The organism is Streptomyces sp. NPDC008139 (genome assembly GCF_042957025.1).
In the GTDB taxonomy this organism is placed as follows: Bacteria; Actinomycetota; Actinomycetes; order Streptomycetales; family Streptomycetaceae; genus Actinacidiphila.
The window spans coordinates 235,143-250,601 of the sequence record NZ_JBIBHM010000009.1 but is presented as its reverse complement, the minus strand read 5'-3'; the positions used below and the strand labels follow the sequence as shown (position 1 = coordinate 250,601).

General features: G+C 72.4%; 12 protein-coding genes. 4 read left to right on the top strand and 8 right to left on the bottom strand.

Annotation, left to right across the window (positions count from 1 at the left end):
- Positions 1–141 precede the first annotated feature (141 nt).
- Complete coding sequence (locus ACFZBB_RS21085) at positions 142–2,511, top strand: alpha-L-fucosidase (RefSeq protein WP_391124410.1); 2,370 nt, start codon at positions 142–144, stop codon at positions 2,509–2,511.
- Positions 2,512–2,602: 91 nt separating this feature from the next.
- On the opposite strand, the gene ACFZBB_RS21080 is transcribed toward ACFZBB_RS21085, so the two are convergent.
- The 4 genes from ACFZBB_RS21080 to ACFZBB_RS21065 form a co-directional block, all read right to left on the bottom strand.
- Complete coding sequence (locus tag ACFZBB_RS21080; protein WP_391124407.1) at positions 2,603–3,562, bottom strand: SPFH domain-containing protein; 960 nt, start codon at positions 3,560–3,562, stop codon at positions 2,603–2,605.
- A 5-nt stretch (positions 3,563–3,567) separates the two neighbouring features.
- Positions 3,568–3,936 carry a tetratricopeptide repeat protein gene (locus ACFZBB_RS21075; RefSeq protein ID WP_188283400.1) on the bottom strand — a complete coding sequence of 123 codons (369 nt, stop codon included), beginning with the start codon at positions 3,934–3,936 and terminating at the stop codon, positions 3,568–3,570.
- Positions 3,937–4,027: 91 nt separating this feature from the next.
- Entirely contained in the window at positions 4,028–4,636 is a 609-nt protein-coding gene (coaE, locus tag ACFZBB_RS21070) for a dephospho-CoA kinase (protein ID WP_391124404.1), read from the bottom strand.
- 464 nt (positions 4,637–5,100) lie between these two features.
- Positions 5,101–6,030 (bottom strand): PAC2 family protein, encoded by a 930-nt coding sequence (locus ACFZBB_RS21065; RefSeq protein ID WP_188283398.1) that lies wholly within the window; start codon positions 6,028–6,030, stop codon positions 5,101–5,103.
- A 182-nt stretch (positions 6,031–6,212) separates the two neighbouring features.
- Here ACFZBB_RS21065 and ACFZBB_RS21060 point away from each other — a divergent pair, with 182 nt between their 5' ends.
- On the top strand, positions 6,213–7,208 hold the full coding sequence (locus ACFZBB_RS21060; RefSeq protein ID WP_391124400.1) for a right-handed parallel beta-helix repeat-containing protein: 996 nt from the start codon (positions 6,213–6,215) through the stop codon (positions 7,206–7,208).
- Positions 7,209–7,318: 110 nt separating this feature from the next.
- Here the strand turns inward: ACFZBB_RS21060 and rpsA are convergent, their stop codons facing one another.
- A complete protein-coding gene (rpsA, locus tag ACFZBB_RS21055) occupies positions 7,319–8,824 on the bottom strand; it encodes a 30S ribosomal protein S1 (protein WP_188283396.1) in 1,506 nt (501 codons plus the stop codon).
- A gap of 283 nt (positions 8,825–9,107) precedes the next feature.
- On the opposite strand from rpsA, the gene ACFZBB_RS21050 reads away from it, so the two are divergent.
- The gene (locus ACFZBB_RS21050; RefSeq protein ID WP_391124397.1) at positions 9,108–9,980 is read left to right on the top strand and encodes a methyltransferase domain-containing protein; all 873 of its coding nucleotides are present in this window, start codon (positions 9,108–9,110) and stop codon (positions 9,978–9,980) included.
- Between the two features lie 65 nt (positions 9,981–10,045).
- On the top strand, positions 10,046–12,643 hold the full coding sequence (gene hrpB, locus ACFZBB_RS21045) for an ATP-dependent helicase HrpB (protein WP_391124729.1): 2,598 nt from the start codon (positions 10,046–10,048) through the stop codon (positions 12,641–12,643).
- 144 nt (positions 12,644–12,787) lie between these two features.
- On the opposite strand, the gene ACFZBB_RS21040 is transcribed toward hrpB, so the two are convergent.
- From ACFZBB_RS21040 to ACFZBB_RS21030, 3 genes are all read right to left on the bottom strand, one after another.
- Complete coding sequence (locus ACFZBB_RS21040) at positions 12,788–13,813, bottom strand: porin PorA family protein (RefSeq protein WP_391124394.1); 1,026 nt, start codon at positions 13,811–13,813, stop codon at positions 12,788–12,790.
- Between the two features lie 31 nt (positions 13,814–13,844).
- The gene (locus tag ACFZBB_RS21035; protein WP_188282936.1) at positions 13,845–13,979 is read right to left on the bottom strand and encodes an SPW_0924 family protein; all 135 of its coding nucleotides are present in this window, start codon (positions 13,977–13,979) and stop codon (positions 13,845–13,847) included.
- Between the two features lie 211 nt (positions 13,980–14,190).
- Positions 14,191–15,453 carry a lytic murein transglycosylase gene (locus ACFZBB_RS21030; protein ID WP_391124391.1) on the bottom strand — a complete coding sequence of 421 codons (1,263 nt, stop codon included), beginning with the start codon at positions 15,451–15,453 and terminating at the stop codon, positions 14,191–14,193.
- Positions 15,454–15,459: the final 6 nt, after the last annotated feature.

Below are 15,459 nucleotides of genomic sequence, written 5' to 3'. Positions count from 1 at the left end.
GTCCCGCGCGGCGGTCCCGTGCGCCCCAAAGCCCTTTCCTGTCACATCCATTGACAGCGGCGCCTTGCCTCTCCAGGATCACTCATCGGATGTATTTCTCATCCGGAATGAGCCGCTCCACACAGGACACAAGGAGGGCGCATGTCCCCAATGCAGGGGTTCCCACGACGCCGGGTGCTCGGGATGGCAGCCGGGGCCGCCGTGGGCAGCACTGCGATCTTCACCGGAAGCGCGGCGGCCGACACCGCCGACACCAGCAATCCCACGCATACTTCGGCCCACGCCCCGGACGCGTGGAGCCCCGTCCCCGATGTCGTACCGGTCCCCCTCGACGCCTGGTACGACAATGACGGCATCGACACCGCAGCCGCGCGCGGCGGGGACTTCGACGGGTCCGGCTACTCCTTCCCCGGCGAGGAACTTCCCGCAGGACCGGTAGTCATCGGAGGAGTGGACTTCCTCTTCCCGTCCTCCGCCGCCGGGGCGAAGAACAACATCGTCGCCAACGGGCAGCGCGTCGACTTGCCGACGGGTCGCTACCTGTCCGCCGCCTTCCTCGTCTCGTGCAGCTACGGCGCCACCTCGGGCACCGCGACCGTGCACTACGCCGACGGCAGTACGTCCAGCGCCTCGCTCGGCGGCTCCGACTGGTACGCGGGCGGCGGGGAGTTGACGACGTCCTTCCGCTACTCCCCCGGCGGCACCGACCGGCACCCGGTCGCCATGGGCATCAGCGACCTGTGGACCGACCCGGCCCGCGAGGCCGTCGCCGTCACCCTGCCCACCACGGGCCCCGCGCGGGAGGGCACGTCGGCGCTGCACGTCTTCGCGCTGTCGCTCCAACCGGTCGCCACCGGGCGGGCGTTGCTGCTGCGCTCGGCCGCCTCCACCAACTCGCTGACCGGGCCGCGCGGCACCCAGAGCGTCGAGGCGACCGTACTCAACGCGGGCACCGCGTGGATCGCCGCCTCCGACGCGGTGACCGTGGACGTCACCGCGCCGGGCGCCCGTACGGTGGCCCCGGCCGCGATACCGCTGCTGGGCCCCGGCGAGCAGGCCCGGCTGCGGATCGGCATCCGCAACACCGCGGGCACCGCGCCGGGCACGGCCGCCACCGGGACCGTCCGCGTCTCGGGCCGCGGTGGCACCGCCTCCGCCCGCAGCACCCCGCTCGTCCTCGGCACCCCCGACTACCAGCCCACCGACGCCTCGCTCACCACCCACCAGGCGCCGTACTGGTTCAACGACGCCAAATTCGGCATCTTCATCCACTGGGGCGTCTACTCGGTGCCCGCCTGGTCACCGGTCGGCGGCTCGTACGCCGAGTGGTACTGGAATTCGCTGCAAGGCGTCAACGACCCCGTCCACGCCCACCACGCGCAGACCTACGGCGAGGATTTCGCGTACGACGACTTCATCCCGATGTTCACCGCGAGCCGCTTCGACCCGAGGTCCTGGGTGGAGCTGTTCCGCGACGCGGGCGCCGAGTACTACGTGCTGACCTCCAAGCACCACGAGGGCTTCGCGCTGTGGGACACCAAGGTCTCCGACCGCAACGCGGTACGGATGGGCCCGCACCGCGACCTGGTCGGCGACCTCTTCGCGGCCTCCCGCCGGTACACGCCGGAGCTCCACAACGGGCTGTACTTCTCGATGCCGGAGTGGTTCAACCCCGACAACCCGTGGATGGGGCACGCGCCGCGCAATCCGTACACGCTGGAGCCCGTGCCGTACACCGGCTACACCGCGGGCAAGGACTTCGTGAAGGACTACCAGGCGCCGCAGATGCGGGAGTTGATCCACGGCTACGACCCGGACGTCATCTGGTGCGACATCGGCGGGGACAACGACAGCGAGCACGTACTGGCCGAGTACTTCAACAACGCCAAGAACCGCGGCCGTCCCAAGGACGTCACGGTCAACGACCGCTCGGGCATCGCCCCGCACGACTTCACGACGCCGGAGTACACCACGTACAACTCCACGGTGGTGGCCAAGTGGGAGGCCAGCCGCGGCCTCGACCCGCACAGCTACGGCTACAACAGCGCCACCCCCGACGACCGTTACATGACGGCGGAGGAGGTGGTGCGGAGCCTGGTGGACATCGTCAGCAAGAACGGCAACTTCCTGCTGGACATCGGACCCAAGGCCGACGGCACGATCCCGGCGATCATGGAGCGGCGGCTGCGCGAGACCGGCGCCTGGCTGAAGGTCAACGGCGAGTCGGTGTACGGCACGACGTACTGGGCGCCGATGGCGCACCTCGGCGACCTGCGGTTCAGCGTCAAGCAGGGCAAGGCGTTCTACGTCTCCTCGCTCGTCGAACCGGGCAGCACGCTGGTGGTGGCCGCTCCGGTGCCGATCCGCAAGGGCGACCGGGTGACGATGCTCGGCCACGACCGGCCGCTGGACTGGGAGTTCGACGGTGGCACGCTGACCGTACGGGTGCCCGCGGCGGCGCGGGCGAAGGGGCGGTACGCGTGGGTGTTCAAGATCGACTGGGCGCGCTGACGCGGGGCTGACGCGCGGGAGCGGGCGGAGTGACCCGCCCGCTCCCGTCCCGCTCCCGCTCTGCTCTGGTCTGCTGCTAGGGCTTCGCCGCTTACTCCTCGGACGTGCGCGGGTCCGGGATCTGGATCGGGCCCGGCGGCTTCCGGTCGATCGCGGGCGGCTCCTCGGCCGCGGCCTCGACGGCGGACCGCGGTTCCGCGGCCGTCAGTTCGTCCGTCGCCGCGGGCGCCGCCGTCTTCTCGACCGGCTTAGCGTCCTGGCCGCCGCCGGTGTTCGCACCGGAATTCGCGCCGGTGTTCGCGGCCCGGTCGAAGAAGCGCAGCATCTCGACGGGGAAGGGCATCACCAGGGTCGAGTTCTTCTCCGCCGCGACCTCCACCACCGTCTGGAGGAGGCGCAGTTGGAGGGCGGACGGGTTGGCGTCCATGGTCCTGGCCGCCTCGGAGAGCTTCTGGGACGCCTGCAACTCACCGTCGGCGGTGATGATCCGGGCCCGCCGCTCCCGGTCCGCCTCCGCCTGCCGGGCCATCGACCGCTTCATGGACTCCGGCAGCGCCACGTCCTTGATCTCGACGCGGTCGATGTGGACGCCCCAGCCGGTGGCGGGCGTGGACAGCATCAACTCCAGCCCCTCGTGCAGGCGCTCGCGGCCGGACAGCAGATCGTCGAGTTCGCTCTTGCCGATGATGGAGCGCAGCGAGGTCTGCGCCACCTGCAACATCGCGAACTGGTAGTTCTGCACGTCCACGGTGGCCCGGATCGGGTCGATGACCCGGAAGTAGAGCACCGCGTCGACCCGTACCGACACGTTGTCGCGGGTGATGCCGTCCTGGGACGGCACCGGCATGGTGACGACCTGCATGTTGACCTTGGTCATCTTGTCCACGAACGGCACCAGCATGCGCGGGCCCGGCTCCTTGGGGAGCCGGTTGACCCGGCCGAAGCGGTAGATCACCCCGCGCTCGTACTGCTTGACCACCCTCAGACTGCTGGACACGCCGATCAGGGCGACCACCGCGATGATGATCAGCAGCACCACGACGACTTCCACGGCCGTCAGCCGGCGTCGTCGAAACGGGCGGCGGCCAGATAGTCCGGCCGGGGGTCGAGTGCGGCGGCGAGCCGGAAATGGCGCTGGGCCTCGTCGGCGCGGTTCGCGCGTTGCAGCGTACGGGCCAGCGCGAAGTGCGCGAAGGCGTTGTCCGGCTCGCGCTCCAGCACTATCTGGAACTCCAGCTCCGCCGGGCGCAGTTGGGCCGCGGCGAAGAACGCGCGGGCGCGCAGCAGGCGGGCCGCGGTGTTCTCCGGGTGGGCCGAGATCACCGGGTCGAGGAGTTGTACGGCGCCGCGCGGGTCACGCGCCTCCAGCAGTTGCTCCGCGGCGCGGAAGTCGATGACGTGCGTCTCTGGGGTCCGCTCGTGCAAGGCCGCCTCCCTGAATTCGGGCACGGGTGACGACTGATCGTCTGGTCTGACATACCCAACGTCGTCGTCGGCAACCGCATTCCCCGGGCGACTACGCCGTCCCGGCCGCCGCCAGCTCCCGCAGCCGCTGCCACGCCGCGCGGACCTGCGGCTCCAACTCCTCCAGCAGTCCGTCGTTGTCGATCACCAGATCCGCGACGGCGGTGCGCTCCTCGCGGCCGGCCTGCGCGGCCATCCGCGCGCGCGCCTCGTCCTCGGTCATCCCGCGTGTCCGTACCAGGCGCTCGATCTGCGTGGCCGGGGCCGCGTCCACGACGATCACGAAGTCGTAGAACGGGGCCAGGTCGTTCTCCGCCAGCAGCGGTACGTCGTTGACGACGATGTCGTCCGGGGCCGCCGCCGCCCGCAGCTCCTCCGACCTGCGGCCGACCAGCGGGTGCACGATCGCGTTCAGCGCCTGGCGCCGGGCCTCGTCCGCGAAGACGATCGCGCCGAGTTTCGGGCGGTCCAGTGTCCCGTCCGCCGCCAGCACCTCCGGGCCGAACTCGGCCGCCACCGCCGCGAGGCCCTCCGTGCCGGGTTCCACCACCTCGCGGGCGATGCGGTCCGCGTCCACCAGGATCGCGCCGTGTGCCACCAGCAGTTTCGCCACGGAGCTCTTTCCTGACCCGATTCCACCGGTCAGCCCGACGTTCAGCATGCCGCCAGCTTACGGACCCCCCGCCCCTCCGCCCAGACCCGCCCTCTTCGGGGGCGCGGCCCCCGTTCCGCTCACCCTGCACAAAGGGGTGCCTCCCAGGGGCGCGGGGAACTGCGCGACCAGCCGTCGCGGCGGCGCGGCGGAAAAACCGGCCCCAGCGGGGCAGATGCTGTTGTTTTCGGGCTGACAGCCCGGTGGGGGCTGGCCGCGCAGTTCCCCGCGCGCCTAAAAAGCAGGCCCTGCGCAAGGAACCGTCCAGGGGCCGCGCCCGTAAAAAAGCCGTCCAGGGGCCGCGCCCGTAAAAAAACAGGCCCTGCACGAGCGCGGCGCACCTTCCCCGCGCCCCTGCGGGGCGCAAGCCCTGTGCAAGCGCGGGCAGGGGGTGCGGGCCCTTCCGGAGGGGAAGCGGAAGAGGGCCCGCGCCCCGGGGACGCGAACCCTCTTTCGTGAGCGCGCCGCAGGCGCTAGTCGTCCTCGCGGTCGGCGAGGAAGCGTTCGAACTCGGCGGCGAGATCGTCGGCGGAAGGAAGCTCGACGGCCTCGGCGATGAGACTCTCGCGGGACTGGGAACCGGCGACGGCGTCGTACTGGGACTCGAGGCCGCGGACGACGGAGACGAGTTCGCCGTCGCCTTCGGCGACCTGGCGGTCGATCTCGACGCGGACGGTGTGCGCCTCGTTGCGCAAGGCGTGGGCGATCTCGGGGAGGACCAGGCCGGTGGCGGCGGTGATCGTCTCCAGGACGGCGAGGGCGGCGTCCGGGTAGGGCGAACGCGCGAGGTAGTGCGGGACGTGCGCGGCGACGCCGAGCACGTCACGGCCGGCCTCGGCGAGCCGCAGCTCGATGAGGGAGGCGGCGCTGCCGGGGACCTGGGCCTCCTCGAACCAGGCGCGGTGGCCGGGCATGAGGTCGACCCGGTTGCCGTGCGGCGTGAGACCGACGGGCCGGGTGTGCGGCACGCCCATCGGGATGCCGTGGAAGTTGATGGCGAGGCGTACGCCCAGGCGTTCGATGACCTGGAGCACGGCGGTCGCGAACCGTTCCCACTCCACGTCCGGCTCGGAGCCGGTGAGCAGCAGGAAGGGGGTGCCGGTGGTGTCCCGCACCAGATAGAGGTCGATCTCCGGTGCCTCGTAGGAGGTCCAGTGGTCGCGCTCGAAGGTCATCAGCGGACGGCGGGCGCGGTAGTCGACCAGCCGGTCGGCGTCGAAGCGCGCCACGAGCTGGTTGTCCAGGCGGTCCAGCAACTGCTCGCTGATCTGCTCGCCGGTGTCCCCGGCGTCCATGTACCCCTCGAAGTGGTACAGCAGTACGGGACCTGCGTCTCCGACCGCTGCGTCGACGGCCTCGGCCCCGCCCGGCACGTATTCGTACAGCCCTTGCGGATCCAGCACGATGATCGTCCTCCTCGCTCTCTCCCCCCTCAACGAACGTACCCGCCCGGCCATTCCCACGCGTCCGCCCGGAACCCGGACGTCTTGACGGTCCGTCGGGTGGGCCCTACCTTCTCTCGTTACATCCATGTGTTCACATGGGCGACCAAGATTCACATACTTGGAACGATGGAAGGACGCGGATGCGACCCCACACGCTTCTGACCCTGCCGGTGGCCCTGCCCGTCGCGGCACTGCTCGCCGGGCTGCTCTCGTACGCGACGCCGGCCGGGGCGACAACGGCCGGTACGTCGACGGCCGCCGCGGCAGCCACCGTCGAGGTGACCACGGCCAAGGAGCTGAAGGCGGCGCTGACCGCAGCCGCCCCCGGCCAGACGATCCATCTCGCCGACGGCACGTACACCGGCAACTTCAAGGTCACCGTGTCCGGCACGGCCGCCGACCGGATCACGCTCACCGGCTCCTCGAACGCCGTGCTCACCTCCTCCGGCGGCTACGGCCTCTATCTGAACGGCGCGAGCTACTGGACCGTCAAGGGGGTCAGCGTCACCGGCGGCCAGAAGGGCATCGTCACCGACGCCGCCGCACATGTCGTCATCGACTCGGTGACTGTGCACGGGCTCCAGATGGAGGGCGTGCACTTCCGTACCTCCAGCACGGACGGCGTGATCAAGAACTCGCGGATCTACGACACCGGGCTCCAGCGGCCGGGATACGGCGAGGGCGTCTACGTCGGCACCGCCAACACCCTGACCGACAAGAGCGACCGGGTGCAGATCCTCAACAACGTCATCGGCCCCAACGTCGGCGCCGAGAACATCGACCTCAAGGAAGGCACCACCGGCGGTCTGGTCTCCGGCAACACCTTCGACGGCAGCGGCCTCAGCATGACCAACTACGACGACTCCTGGGTCGACGTCAAAGGCAACGGCTACACCATCACCGGCAACACCGGCACCCACACCCTCAACGACGGCTACCAGACCCACACCCAGCAGCCCGGCTGGGGCTGCGGCACCGTCTTCCGCGACAACACCTCCGACCTCACCGGCGCCACCGGCGCCACGCAGACGGCGATCTACGTCACCAACTACTCCGCCGACTGCCCCACCACCGTCTACGCCACCAACAAACTCACCGGCGGCAAGGCCCTGACCAACATCCCCGTGACCCCGTAGTCCCCCCGCGCCGCCCGGGGCCCTCACGGGTCACCGTGAAAACACCGCGGTCCCGCACCCCCTGAGGGGTGCGGGACCGCGGTGCTGTGACTGGGCCTAGCGGCGAGCGATCAGCTCTGGCCGCCCGCGAGCTTCTCGCGGAGGGCGGCGAGGGCCTCGTCGGAGGCGAGGGCACCGGAGGTGTCGTCGGACTCCGAGGAGTACGAGCCACCGGAGACGCCCGGGCCACCGGTCGCGGCGGGGGCGGCGGAACCGGCCTCGGCCGCGGCCTGCTCGTCGGCCTCGCGGGACTTGATGACCTGCGCCTGGTGCTGCTCGAAGCGGGTCTGGGCCGTGGCGTACTGGCCCTCCCACTCCTCGCGCTGCTTGTCGTACCCCTCGAGCCAGTCGTTGGTCTCGGGGTCGAAGCCCTCGGGGTAGATGTAGTTGCCCTGGTCGTCGTACGACGCGGCCATGCCGTAGAGCGTCGGGTCGAACTCGACCGAGGCCGGGTCGGCGCCGAAGGACTCGTTGGCCTGCTTGAGCGACAGCGAGATGCGGCGACGCTCGAGGTCGATGTCGATGACCTTGACGAAGATCTCGTCGTTGACCTGGACGACCTGCTCCGGGATCTCCACGTGGCGCTCGGCCAGCTCGGAGATGTGCACCAGGCCCTCGATGCCCTCGTCGACGCGGACGAACGCGCCGAACGGGACGAGCTTGGTGACCTTGCCGGGGACGACCTGCCCGATCTGGTGGGTCCGGGCGAACTGCTGCCACGGGTCTTCCTGCGTCGCCTTCAGCGACAGGGAGACACGCTCGCGGTCCATGTCCACGTCGAGAACCTCGACGGTGACTTCCTGACCGACCTCGACGACCTCGGACGGGTGGTCGATGTGCTTCCAGGACAGCTCGGAGACGTGCACGAGACCATCGACGCCGCCGAGGTCCACGAACGCACCGAAGTTGACGATCGAGGAGACGACGCCGGACCGCACCTGACCCTTCTGAAGGGTGGTGAGGAAGGTCTGGCGGACCTCGCTCTGCGTCTGCTCCAGCCAGGCACGGCGGGACAGGACCACGTTGTTGCGGTTCTTGTCCAGCTCGATGATCTTGGCTTCGAGCTCCTTGCCCACGTAGGGCTGGAGGTCGCGCACGCGGCGCATCTCGACGAGCGACGCCGGCAGGAAGCCACGGAGGCCGATGTCGAGGATGAGACCACCCTTGACGACCTCGATGACGGTGCCGGTGACGATGCCGTCCTCTTCCTTGATCTTCTCGATGGTGCCCCAGGCACGCTCGTACTGAGCGCGCTTCTTCGAGAGGATCAGGCGGCCTTCCTTGTCCTCCTTCTGGAGAACAAGGGCCTCGATCTCATCGCCCACGGCGACGACCTCGTTGGGGTCGACGTCGTGCTTGATGGAGAGTTCGCGGGAGGGGATGACACCTTCGGTCTTGTAACCGATGTCGAGCAGGACCTCGTCCCGGTCGACCTTCACGATGACGCCGTCGACGATGTCGCCGTCGTTGAAGTACTTGATCGTCTCGTCGATCGCGGCGAGGAAGGCTTCCTCGTTGCCGATGTCGTTGACCGCCACCTGCGGGGTGGTGCGAGGGGCCTCGGTGCTGCTCGTCATTAGGGAAAGGACTCCGGTACGGACAGTAAGTCGTAGGTACTGCTACGCCGTAAGCCCTTTTCGCTCCTGCCGAATTCCGGACAGCCGTGGGGCCGAGGGGTATGCAACAGATTCCGAGCGCAGCCTGCTCTGTCTGAGGCGCGCAGGCTCGCAGCGCAACTTGTAGCATACGGGGGCAGCCGGGCACGGTCAACGCACGAAGAGCCCACCGGGCGCGTAACGGACCGAACCGGCACAAGTCACCCAGTGCCAGGTCTTCTCAGAGAGTACGACGACTGCCGCGATGATCCAAGGACCCGATCCCCGGGACGTACGCCGGGAAGCGCCCCGAGAGGCACACGAGGAACCGGAGGCCACCCGCCGTAGCGCGGCGGGCACGGAGAGCGGCTGGGCCAACCGCCGGTGGTGGGACCGCAACGCGGACGACTACCAGGTGGAGCACGGCGACTTCCTGGGCGACGCCCGCTTCGTCTGGGGCCCGGAGGGTCTGGACGAGGCGGACGCGGGGCTGCTCGGCCCGACGGCGGCCCTGAAGGACAAGGACGTGCTGGAGATCGGCGCGGGCGCCGCCCAGTGCTCGCGCTGGCTGGCCGCCCAGGGCGCCCGGCCGGTCGCCCTCGACCTCTCCTTCCGGCAGCTCCAGCACGCGCGGCGGATCGACGACGAGTCCTCGGCCGGCGGCGCGCCGCCGGTGCCCCTGGTCCAGGCCGACGCGGGCGCCCTGCCCTTCGCCGACGGCTCGTTCGACCTGGCGGTCTCCGCGTACGGCGCGCTCCCCTTCATCGCCGACACCGCGCGCGTCCAACGGGAGGTGCGGCGGGTGCTGCGGCCGGGCGGGCGCTGGGTCTTCTCGGTCACCCACCCGGTGCGCTGGGCCTTCCCCGACGAGCCGGGGCCCGAGGGCCTGACAGCCGTCGCCTCCTATTTCGACCGCACGCCGTACGTGGAGGAGGACGACCAGGGCATCGCCGTGTACGTCGAGCACCACCGCACCCTGGGCGACCGCGTCCGCGAGATCGCGGCGGCGGGCCTGCGGCTGGTCGACCTCGTCGAGCCCGAGTGGCCGGAGTGGAACGACCAGGAGTGGGGCGGCTGGTCCCCGCTGCGCGGCCGGCTGCTGCCGGGCACGGCGATCTTCGTGTGCGCGGCGGAGTGAAGGCCGGCGGACAGGACGGTCGGGCGGCCGGCGGGGAAGTCGGCGGGAGCGCGGGCGCGTACGCGATCCGGGCCGAGGGGCGCGCGCTGCCGGTGGCCTCCGTCGTACCGGAGCTGCTGGCCGCGCTGCGGTCGCCGGGCTGCGCCGTCCTGGCCGCGCCGCCCGGCACCGGCAAGACCACGCTGGTCCCGCTGCTGATCGCCGACGCGTTCGGCGGGCGGGTGCTGGTCGCGGAGCCGCGGCGGATGGCGGCGCGGGCGGCGGCCCGGCGGATGGCCTGGCTGCTCGGGGAGCGGGTCGGCGAGACCGTCGGTTTCACGGTCCGCGGCGAGCGGCGGGTCTCGGCCCGCACGGCGGTCGAGGTGGTCACCACCGGTGTGCTGCTGCAACGGCTCCAGCGCGACCAGGAACTGCCGGGCGTGAGCACGGTGATGCTCGACGAGTGCCACGAGCGGCATCTGGACGCCGACACGTCCATGGCGTTCCTCCTGGACGTACGGGCCCTGCTGCGGCCGGAGTTGCGGCTGGTCGCGGCGTCCGCGACGACGGACACGGCCGCGTGGGCGGCGCTGCTGGGCGGGGCCGACGGGCCGCCCGCGCCCGTGGTCGAGGCGGGCGGGGTGCTGCACCCGGTGGCCGTGGAGTGGGCGCCGCCGCCCGGTCCCGTACGGGCGACGCACGCCGGGGGCCGGGTGGACCGGGCGCTGCTCGACCATGTGGCGACGGTGGTGCGGCGGGCGCTGCGGGAGCGCGACGGGGACGTGCTGTGCTTCCTGCCGGGCGTCGGGGAGATCGCGCGGGTCGCGGGTCTGCTCGGGGACCTCACGGATTCCGGCGGCGCGGGCGGCGGCGTCGAGGTGCTCCAGGTGCACGGCCGCGCCCCGGCCGCCGTCCAGGACGCGGCGCTCGCGCCCGGTGAGCGGCGGCGCGTGCTGCTCGCGACCTCCGTGGCCGAGTCCAGTCTGACCGTGCCGGGCGTGCGGGTCGTGGTGGACAGCGGGCTGGCCCGCGAGCCGCGGATGGACCACGCGCGGGGGCTCGGCGCGCTGGTCACCGTACGGGTGTCGCGGGCCGCCTCCGACCAGCGCGCCGGGCGCGCCGGGCGCGAGGGTCCCGGCACCGTCTACCGCTGCTGGCCGCTGGCCGAGGACGCCCGCAGGCCCCGGCACCCCTCCCCCGAGATCGCGCTCGCCGACCTCACGGCCTTCGCGCTGCAGGCCGCCTGCTGGGGCGATCCGGACGCCTCAGGGCTCGCCCTGCTGGACGCCCCGCCGCAGGGCGCGATGGCCGCGGCCCGCGACACGCTGCGCGGCCTCGGCGCCGTCGACGCCTCGGGCCGCGCCCTGGACCGGGGCCGCCGGCTGGCCCGGCTCGGGCTGCACCCCCGGCTCGCACGCGCCCTCCTCGACTCCGCGCCCGTGCTCGGCGCCCGCCGCGCCGCCGAGGTCACCGCGCTCCTCAGCGAAGAACTCCCCCACTCCTACGGCTCCGACCTCACCGCCGCCTGGCACACCGCCCGCCGGGGCGGCGACCCGTACGCGGCGCGCTGGCGCGCGGAGGCCGACCGGCTGCGCGGCACGGTGACGGAAGGGAGCCCGCCTGCGCGTGCCACGGAGGGCGGCGCGACGGACGCCTCCGTCCCGCGCTCCTCGGCGCGCCCGTCCCCCGCGAGCCGCGCCGCGGGCGGGGGCCTGTCGGACGACGCGGCGGCCGGGCTCGTCGTCGCCCTGGCGTTTCCCGAGCGGGTCGCACGGCGGCGGGGCGGGGACGGATACGTGATGGCGTCCGGGACCGGAGCGGAGGTCGGCGGGGGCGTGGGCGGGGCGGAGTGGGTGGCGGTGGCCGTGGCGGACCGGGGCGTCGGGCGGACGGACGCGCGGGTGCGGGTGGCCGCGGTGATCGACGAGGGCACCGCGCGGGCGGCGGCGGCCGGGCTGCTGGAGTCGTACGAGGAGGTGGCCTGGCGCGGCGGGGACGTGGTGGCGCGCCGGGTGGAGCGGCTGGGCGCGCTGGAGCTGTCGGCGGCGCCGCTGCGCCGGCCGGACCGGGACGCGGTGCGGGACGCGCTGCTCGACGGGCTGCGGCGCGAGGGCACCGGTTTGCTGCACTGGTCGCGGGAGGCCCGTGAGGTACGGCAGCGGCTGGCCTTCCTGCACCGGGAGTTGGGCGGGAACTGGCCGGACGTCTCGGAGCGGGCGCTGGTGGAGCGGGCCGAGGAGTGGCTGGGACCCGAGCTGGCGCGGGCCGGGCGGCGGGCGGATCTGGAGCGGATCTCGGCGGGCGGCGCGCTGCCCCGGCTGCTGCCGTGGGCCACGGGCGAGGCCGCCCGGTTCGGCGAGCTGGCCCCGGAGCGGTTCGAGGTGCCGAGCGGTTCGCGGATCCGGATCGACTACGGCGGCGACCAGCCCGTACTGGCCGTGAAGCTCCAGGAGTTGTTCGGGCTGCGGGCGACGCCCGAGATCGCCGGGGTGCCGCTGCTGGTGCATCTGCTGTCGCCCGCGGGGCGGCCCGCGGCGGTGACCGCGGACCTCGCGTCGTTCTGGCGTGACGGCTACCGCGCGGTGCGCGCCGAGCTACGGGGCCGCTACCCGCGCCACCCCTGGCCCGAGGACCCGGCGACGGCCGAGCCGACCAAGCGGACGAACAACAGCCGCCGCGCGTAGGCCGACCGCCCGGACCGTACGAGGCCCGGGACAGGCCGGCCGGTGCGAGGTCCCGGGCACCGCCCGGACCGTACGGGGCCCGGGACAGGCCGGCCGGTGCGAGGTCCCGGCACCGCCCGGACCGTACGGGGCCCGGGCCGTCGGTCAGACCGGTACGGGGTCCGGGTGGTCGGGGGCGCGGTCGGGGTCGGACTCCCGGCCGCCCACCGGGTCGGCGGGCCGCCGTCCGCGCGCTTCGAGCAGCAGGGACAGCGCCAGCAGCGCGGCGGCGAGACCGCCGAAGCCCCACGGCAGGTAGCTGGTGAGCAGCAGCACCAACTGCCGTTGGGTCTTGACCAGATGGACGATGGAGTCGATGTAGTCGGGCCGCATCCTCACGTCGCCCGCGAAGGCGGTGACCGGTGCTTTGCCGGTCGAGGCGGGGAAGCGCAGCTCCTCGGTGTGGACCTCCTCGCCGTTGACGGGCGCGCCGGTCGTCGGGTCGACCCAGAACATCCGCTTGGTGGTGTACCAGCGCTGGATGCCGGTGGCCTTGACCGTCTCGGGGGTGAGCGCGGGAGCGCCGGGCGCGATCTCGGGCAGTTTCTTGGGCAGCGGGACCCGCTGCCAGGGCACGGTCTGCTCGAAGTAGTAGACCTTCAGGCCGTGGAAGCGCTGGGTGCCCGCGTAGTGGATCGGCGCGGAGGTGCGGCTCTGCGCGTCGAAGTAGTAGTAGTCGCGCTTCTGGGTCAGGAAGGGGAACTTGAACTCGATGCCCTGCCGGGTGACCGGGTCGCCGTCGACCGACTCGCTCGCGGTGTGCACCGGTTCCTGGGTGTGCGCGTCGAAGACGTACCGCTCGGGGATCTCCGAGACCATCTTGCCGTCCGGGCCCGCGACGTAGGAGAGCGCGTCCCAGACCACGACGTCCTTGCCGGTCTCGGCCTTGACCTGCCGGGCCGCCGTCACATTGCCCTTGAGGGTCTGCACGATGCTGACCTTGGAGACCTTCTTGGCGGTGAGGCTGGAGTAGTCGACGAGGGTGGCGTTCTTCGCCTCAAGGACGGCGACCTGGTACTCGCTCGGCGGCACTTTGGCCAGCCGCGGGTAGGCGTACCAGCGCAGCATGGGCGCCAGGGTCGCGAAGAAGACGGCGAGGGCGAGCAGCACCAGGCTGGACTTGCGGCGCATCGCGGCTCCAGACGGCTCAGGGGTGACCGGCTCAGGGGTGGCTGGGGACCGTGGTCAGCAGGGGTTTCGGCGAGGTGTGACCCGCGGGCGCGCCGATCGCGGTGACGGTGAAGACCAGGGCGAGGGCGGCGGCGAGTCCGATCGCCGCTGCGGCGAGAGCGCGCATGGCCTGACCTCCCTCGGGCACGGGCCGACGCGGTCGTCGGCCGGGGCCGGGGCACCGTAGCAACCGGGAGGTGAGATGAGAACACGTTTCACCGGGGACGTTCGTGAGGCTTTCGCCTGAACGTCCCCGGTGCGTGGGAGTGTTGCCGGCGCGCGGGGCGCCGGGGGTGCCGCGTCGGGGAAAACCGCGTCGCGGGTTACGGCTTCGCGGGTTACGGCTTCGCGGTGACGGCGGCGCCGGTGGCCGCGCTGGCGGTCGCCTCACCACTGGGGGTGGGGGTGTCCGTCGGCGTCGGGGTGTCGGTGGCGCAGGGGTCGGGCGTGCCGGGGGTGTCCGTGGGAGTCGGCGTCGCGGTCGGGCTGGAGCTCGCGCCGTCGGTCGGCGAGGGCGAAGGGGACTGCGTCGGGCAGCCGGGGGTCGTCGGGGTGTCCGTCGGCGTGCCGGTCGGTGTTCCCGTGGGGGTGCCGGTCGGCGACGACGGCGGCGGGGTCTTGCTGGGGCCGGTCGACGGGGTGCCTGCGGTCGGCGGGACCATGCCGCCGCTCGGGTGGGTGCCGGACGGCGAGGGCGACGGTGTGCCGCCGGGGGCCGACGCGGACGGACTGGTCGACGGCTGCGGGGTGTTGGCGAACGGCGGCGCGCCCGCGCCCGGTGTGCCCGGGCGGTCGGGCACGGAGACCGCGTCGCCCTGCCGGAAGTGCTCGTACCAGGACTTCACCAGGTCGAGGTAGGCCTGCGAGTGGTTGTAGCCGAGGATCGCGCGGTCCATGTCCTGCGGTACGGCCAGGTCGCGGCCGTCGGCGCACAGGTAGTGGGCGGCGGCCAGCGCGGCGTCGTACACGTTGTTGGGGTCGGCGACCCCGTCGCCGTTGCCGTCCGCGCCCCAGTTCGCCCACGTCGAGGGGATGAACTGCATCGGGCCGACCGCGCGGTCGTGGACCGGGTCGCCGTCGTAGCGTCCGCCGTCGGTGTCGCTGATGTTCGCGAAGCCGTTGCCGTCGAGCACCGGGCCGAGGATCGGGGTGTACGTCGTCCCCTTGGCGTCCACGGCGCCGCCGCGGGCCTGGCCGGACTCCACCTGGCCGATGGCGGCGAGCAGTTGCCACGGCAGGTGGCAGCCGGGGTTGCTCGCGGCGACGCTCGCCTCGGCGCGCCGGTAGGCGTCCAGGACGGTCGCGGGGAGCGAGCCGCCGGACGGCAGCGGGGTGACGACCGGGCCGCCCGAGGGCGTGGCGGTCGGATTCGTGAGGTCCGTCGGGGTGTTCAGCGGCGGCACATCGGTGATGTACGGCGAACCGCCGTCGATCGCGGGGCCGGGCGGCGGGGCCACGGTGGTCGTCTGCCGCGCCGCGGCGTGCGCCACCGGGATGAGTCCCGGCGCCTGCGAGGCGCCCAACGCCGCCATCGCGGCGGCGGCGACCGCCGTACCCGCCGCTCCCCTGCGTAGCCTTCGGCCGTACCGCCGCGCTGACATGTCCGC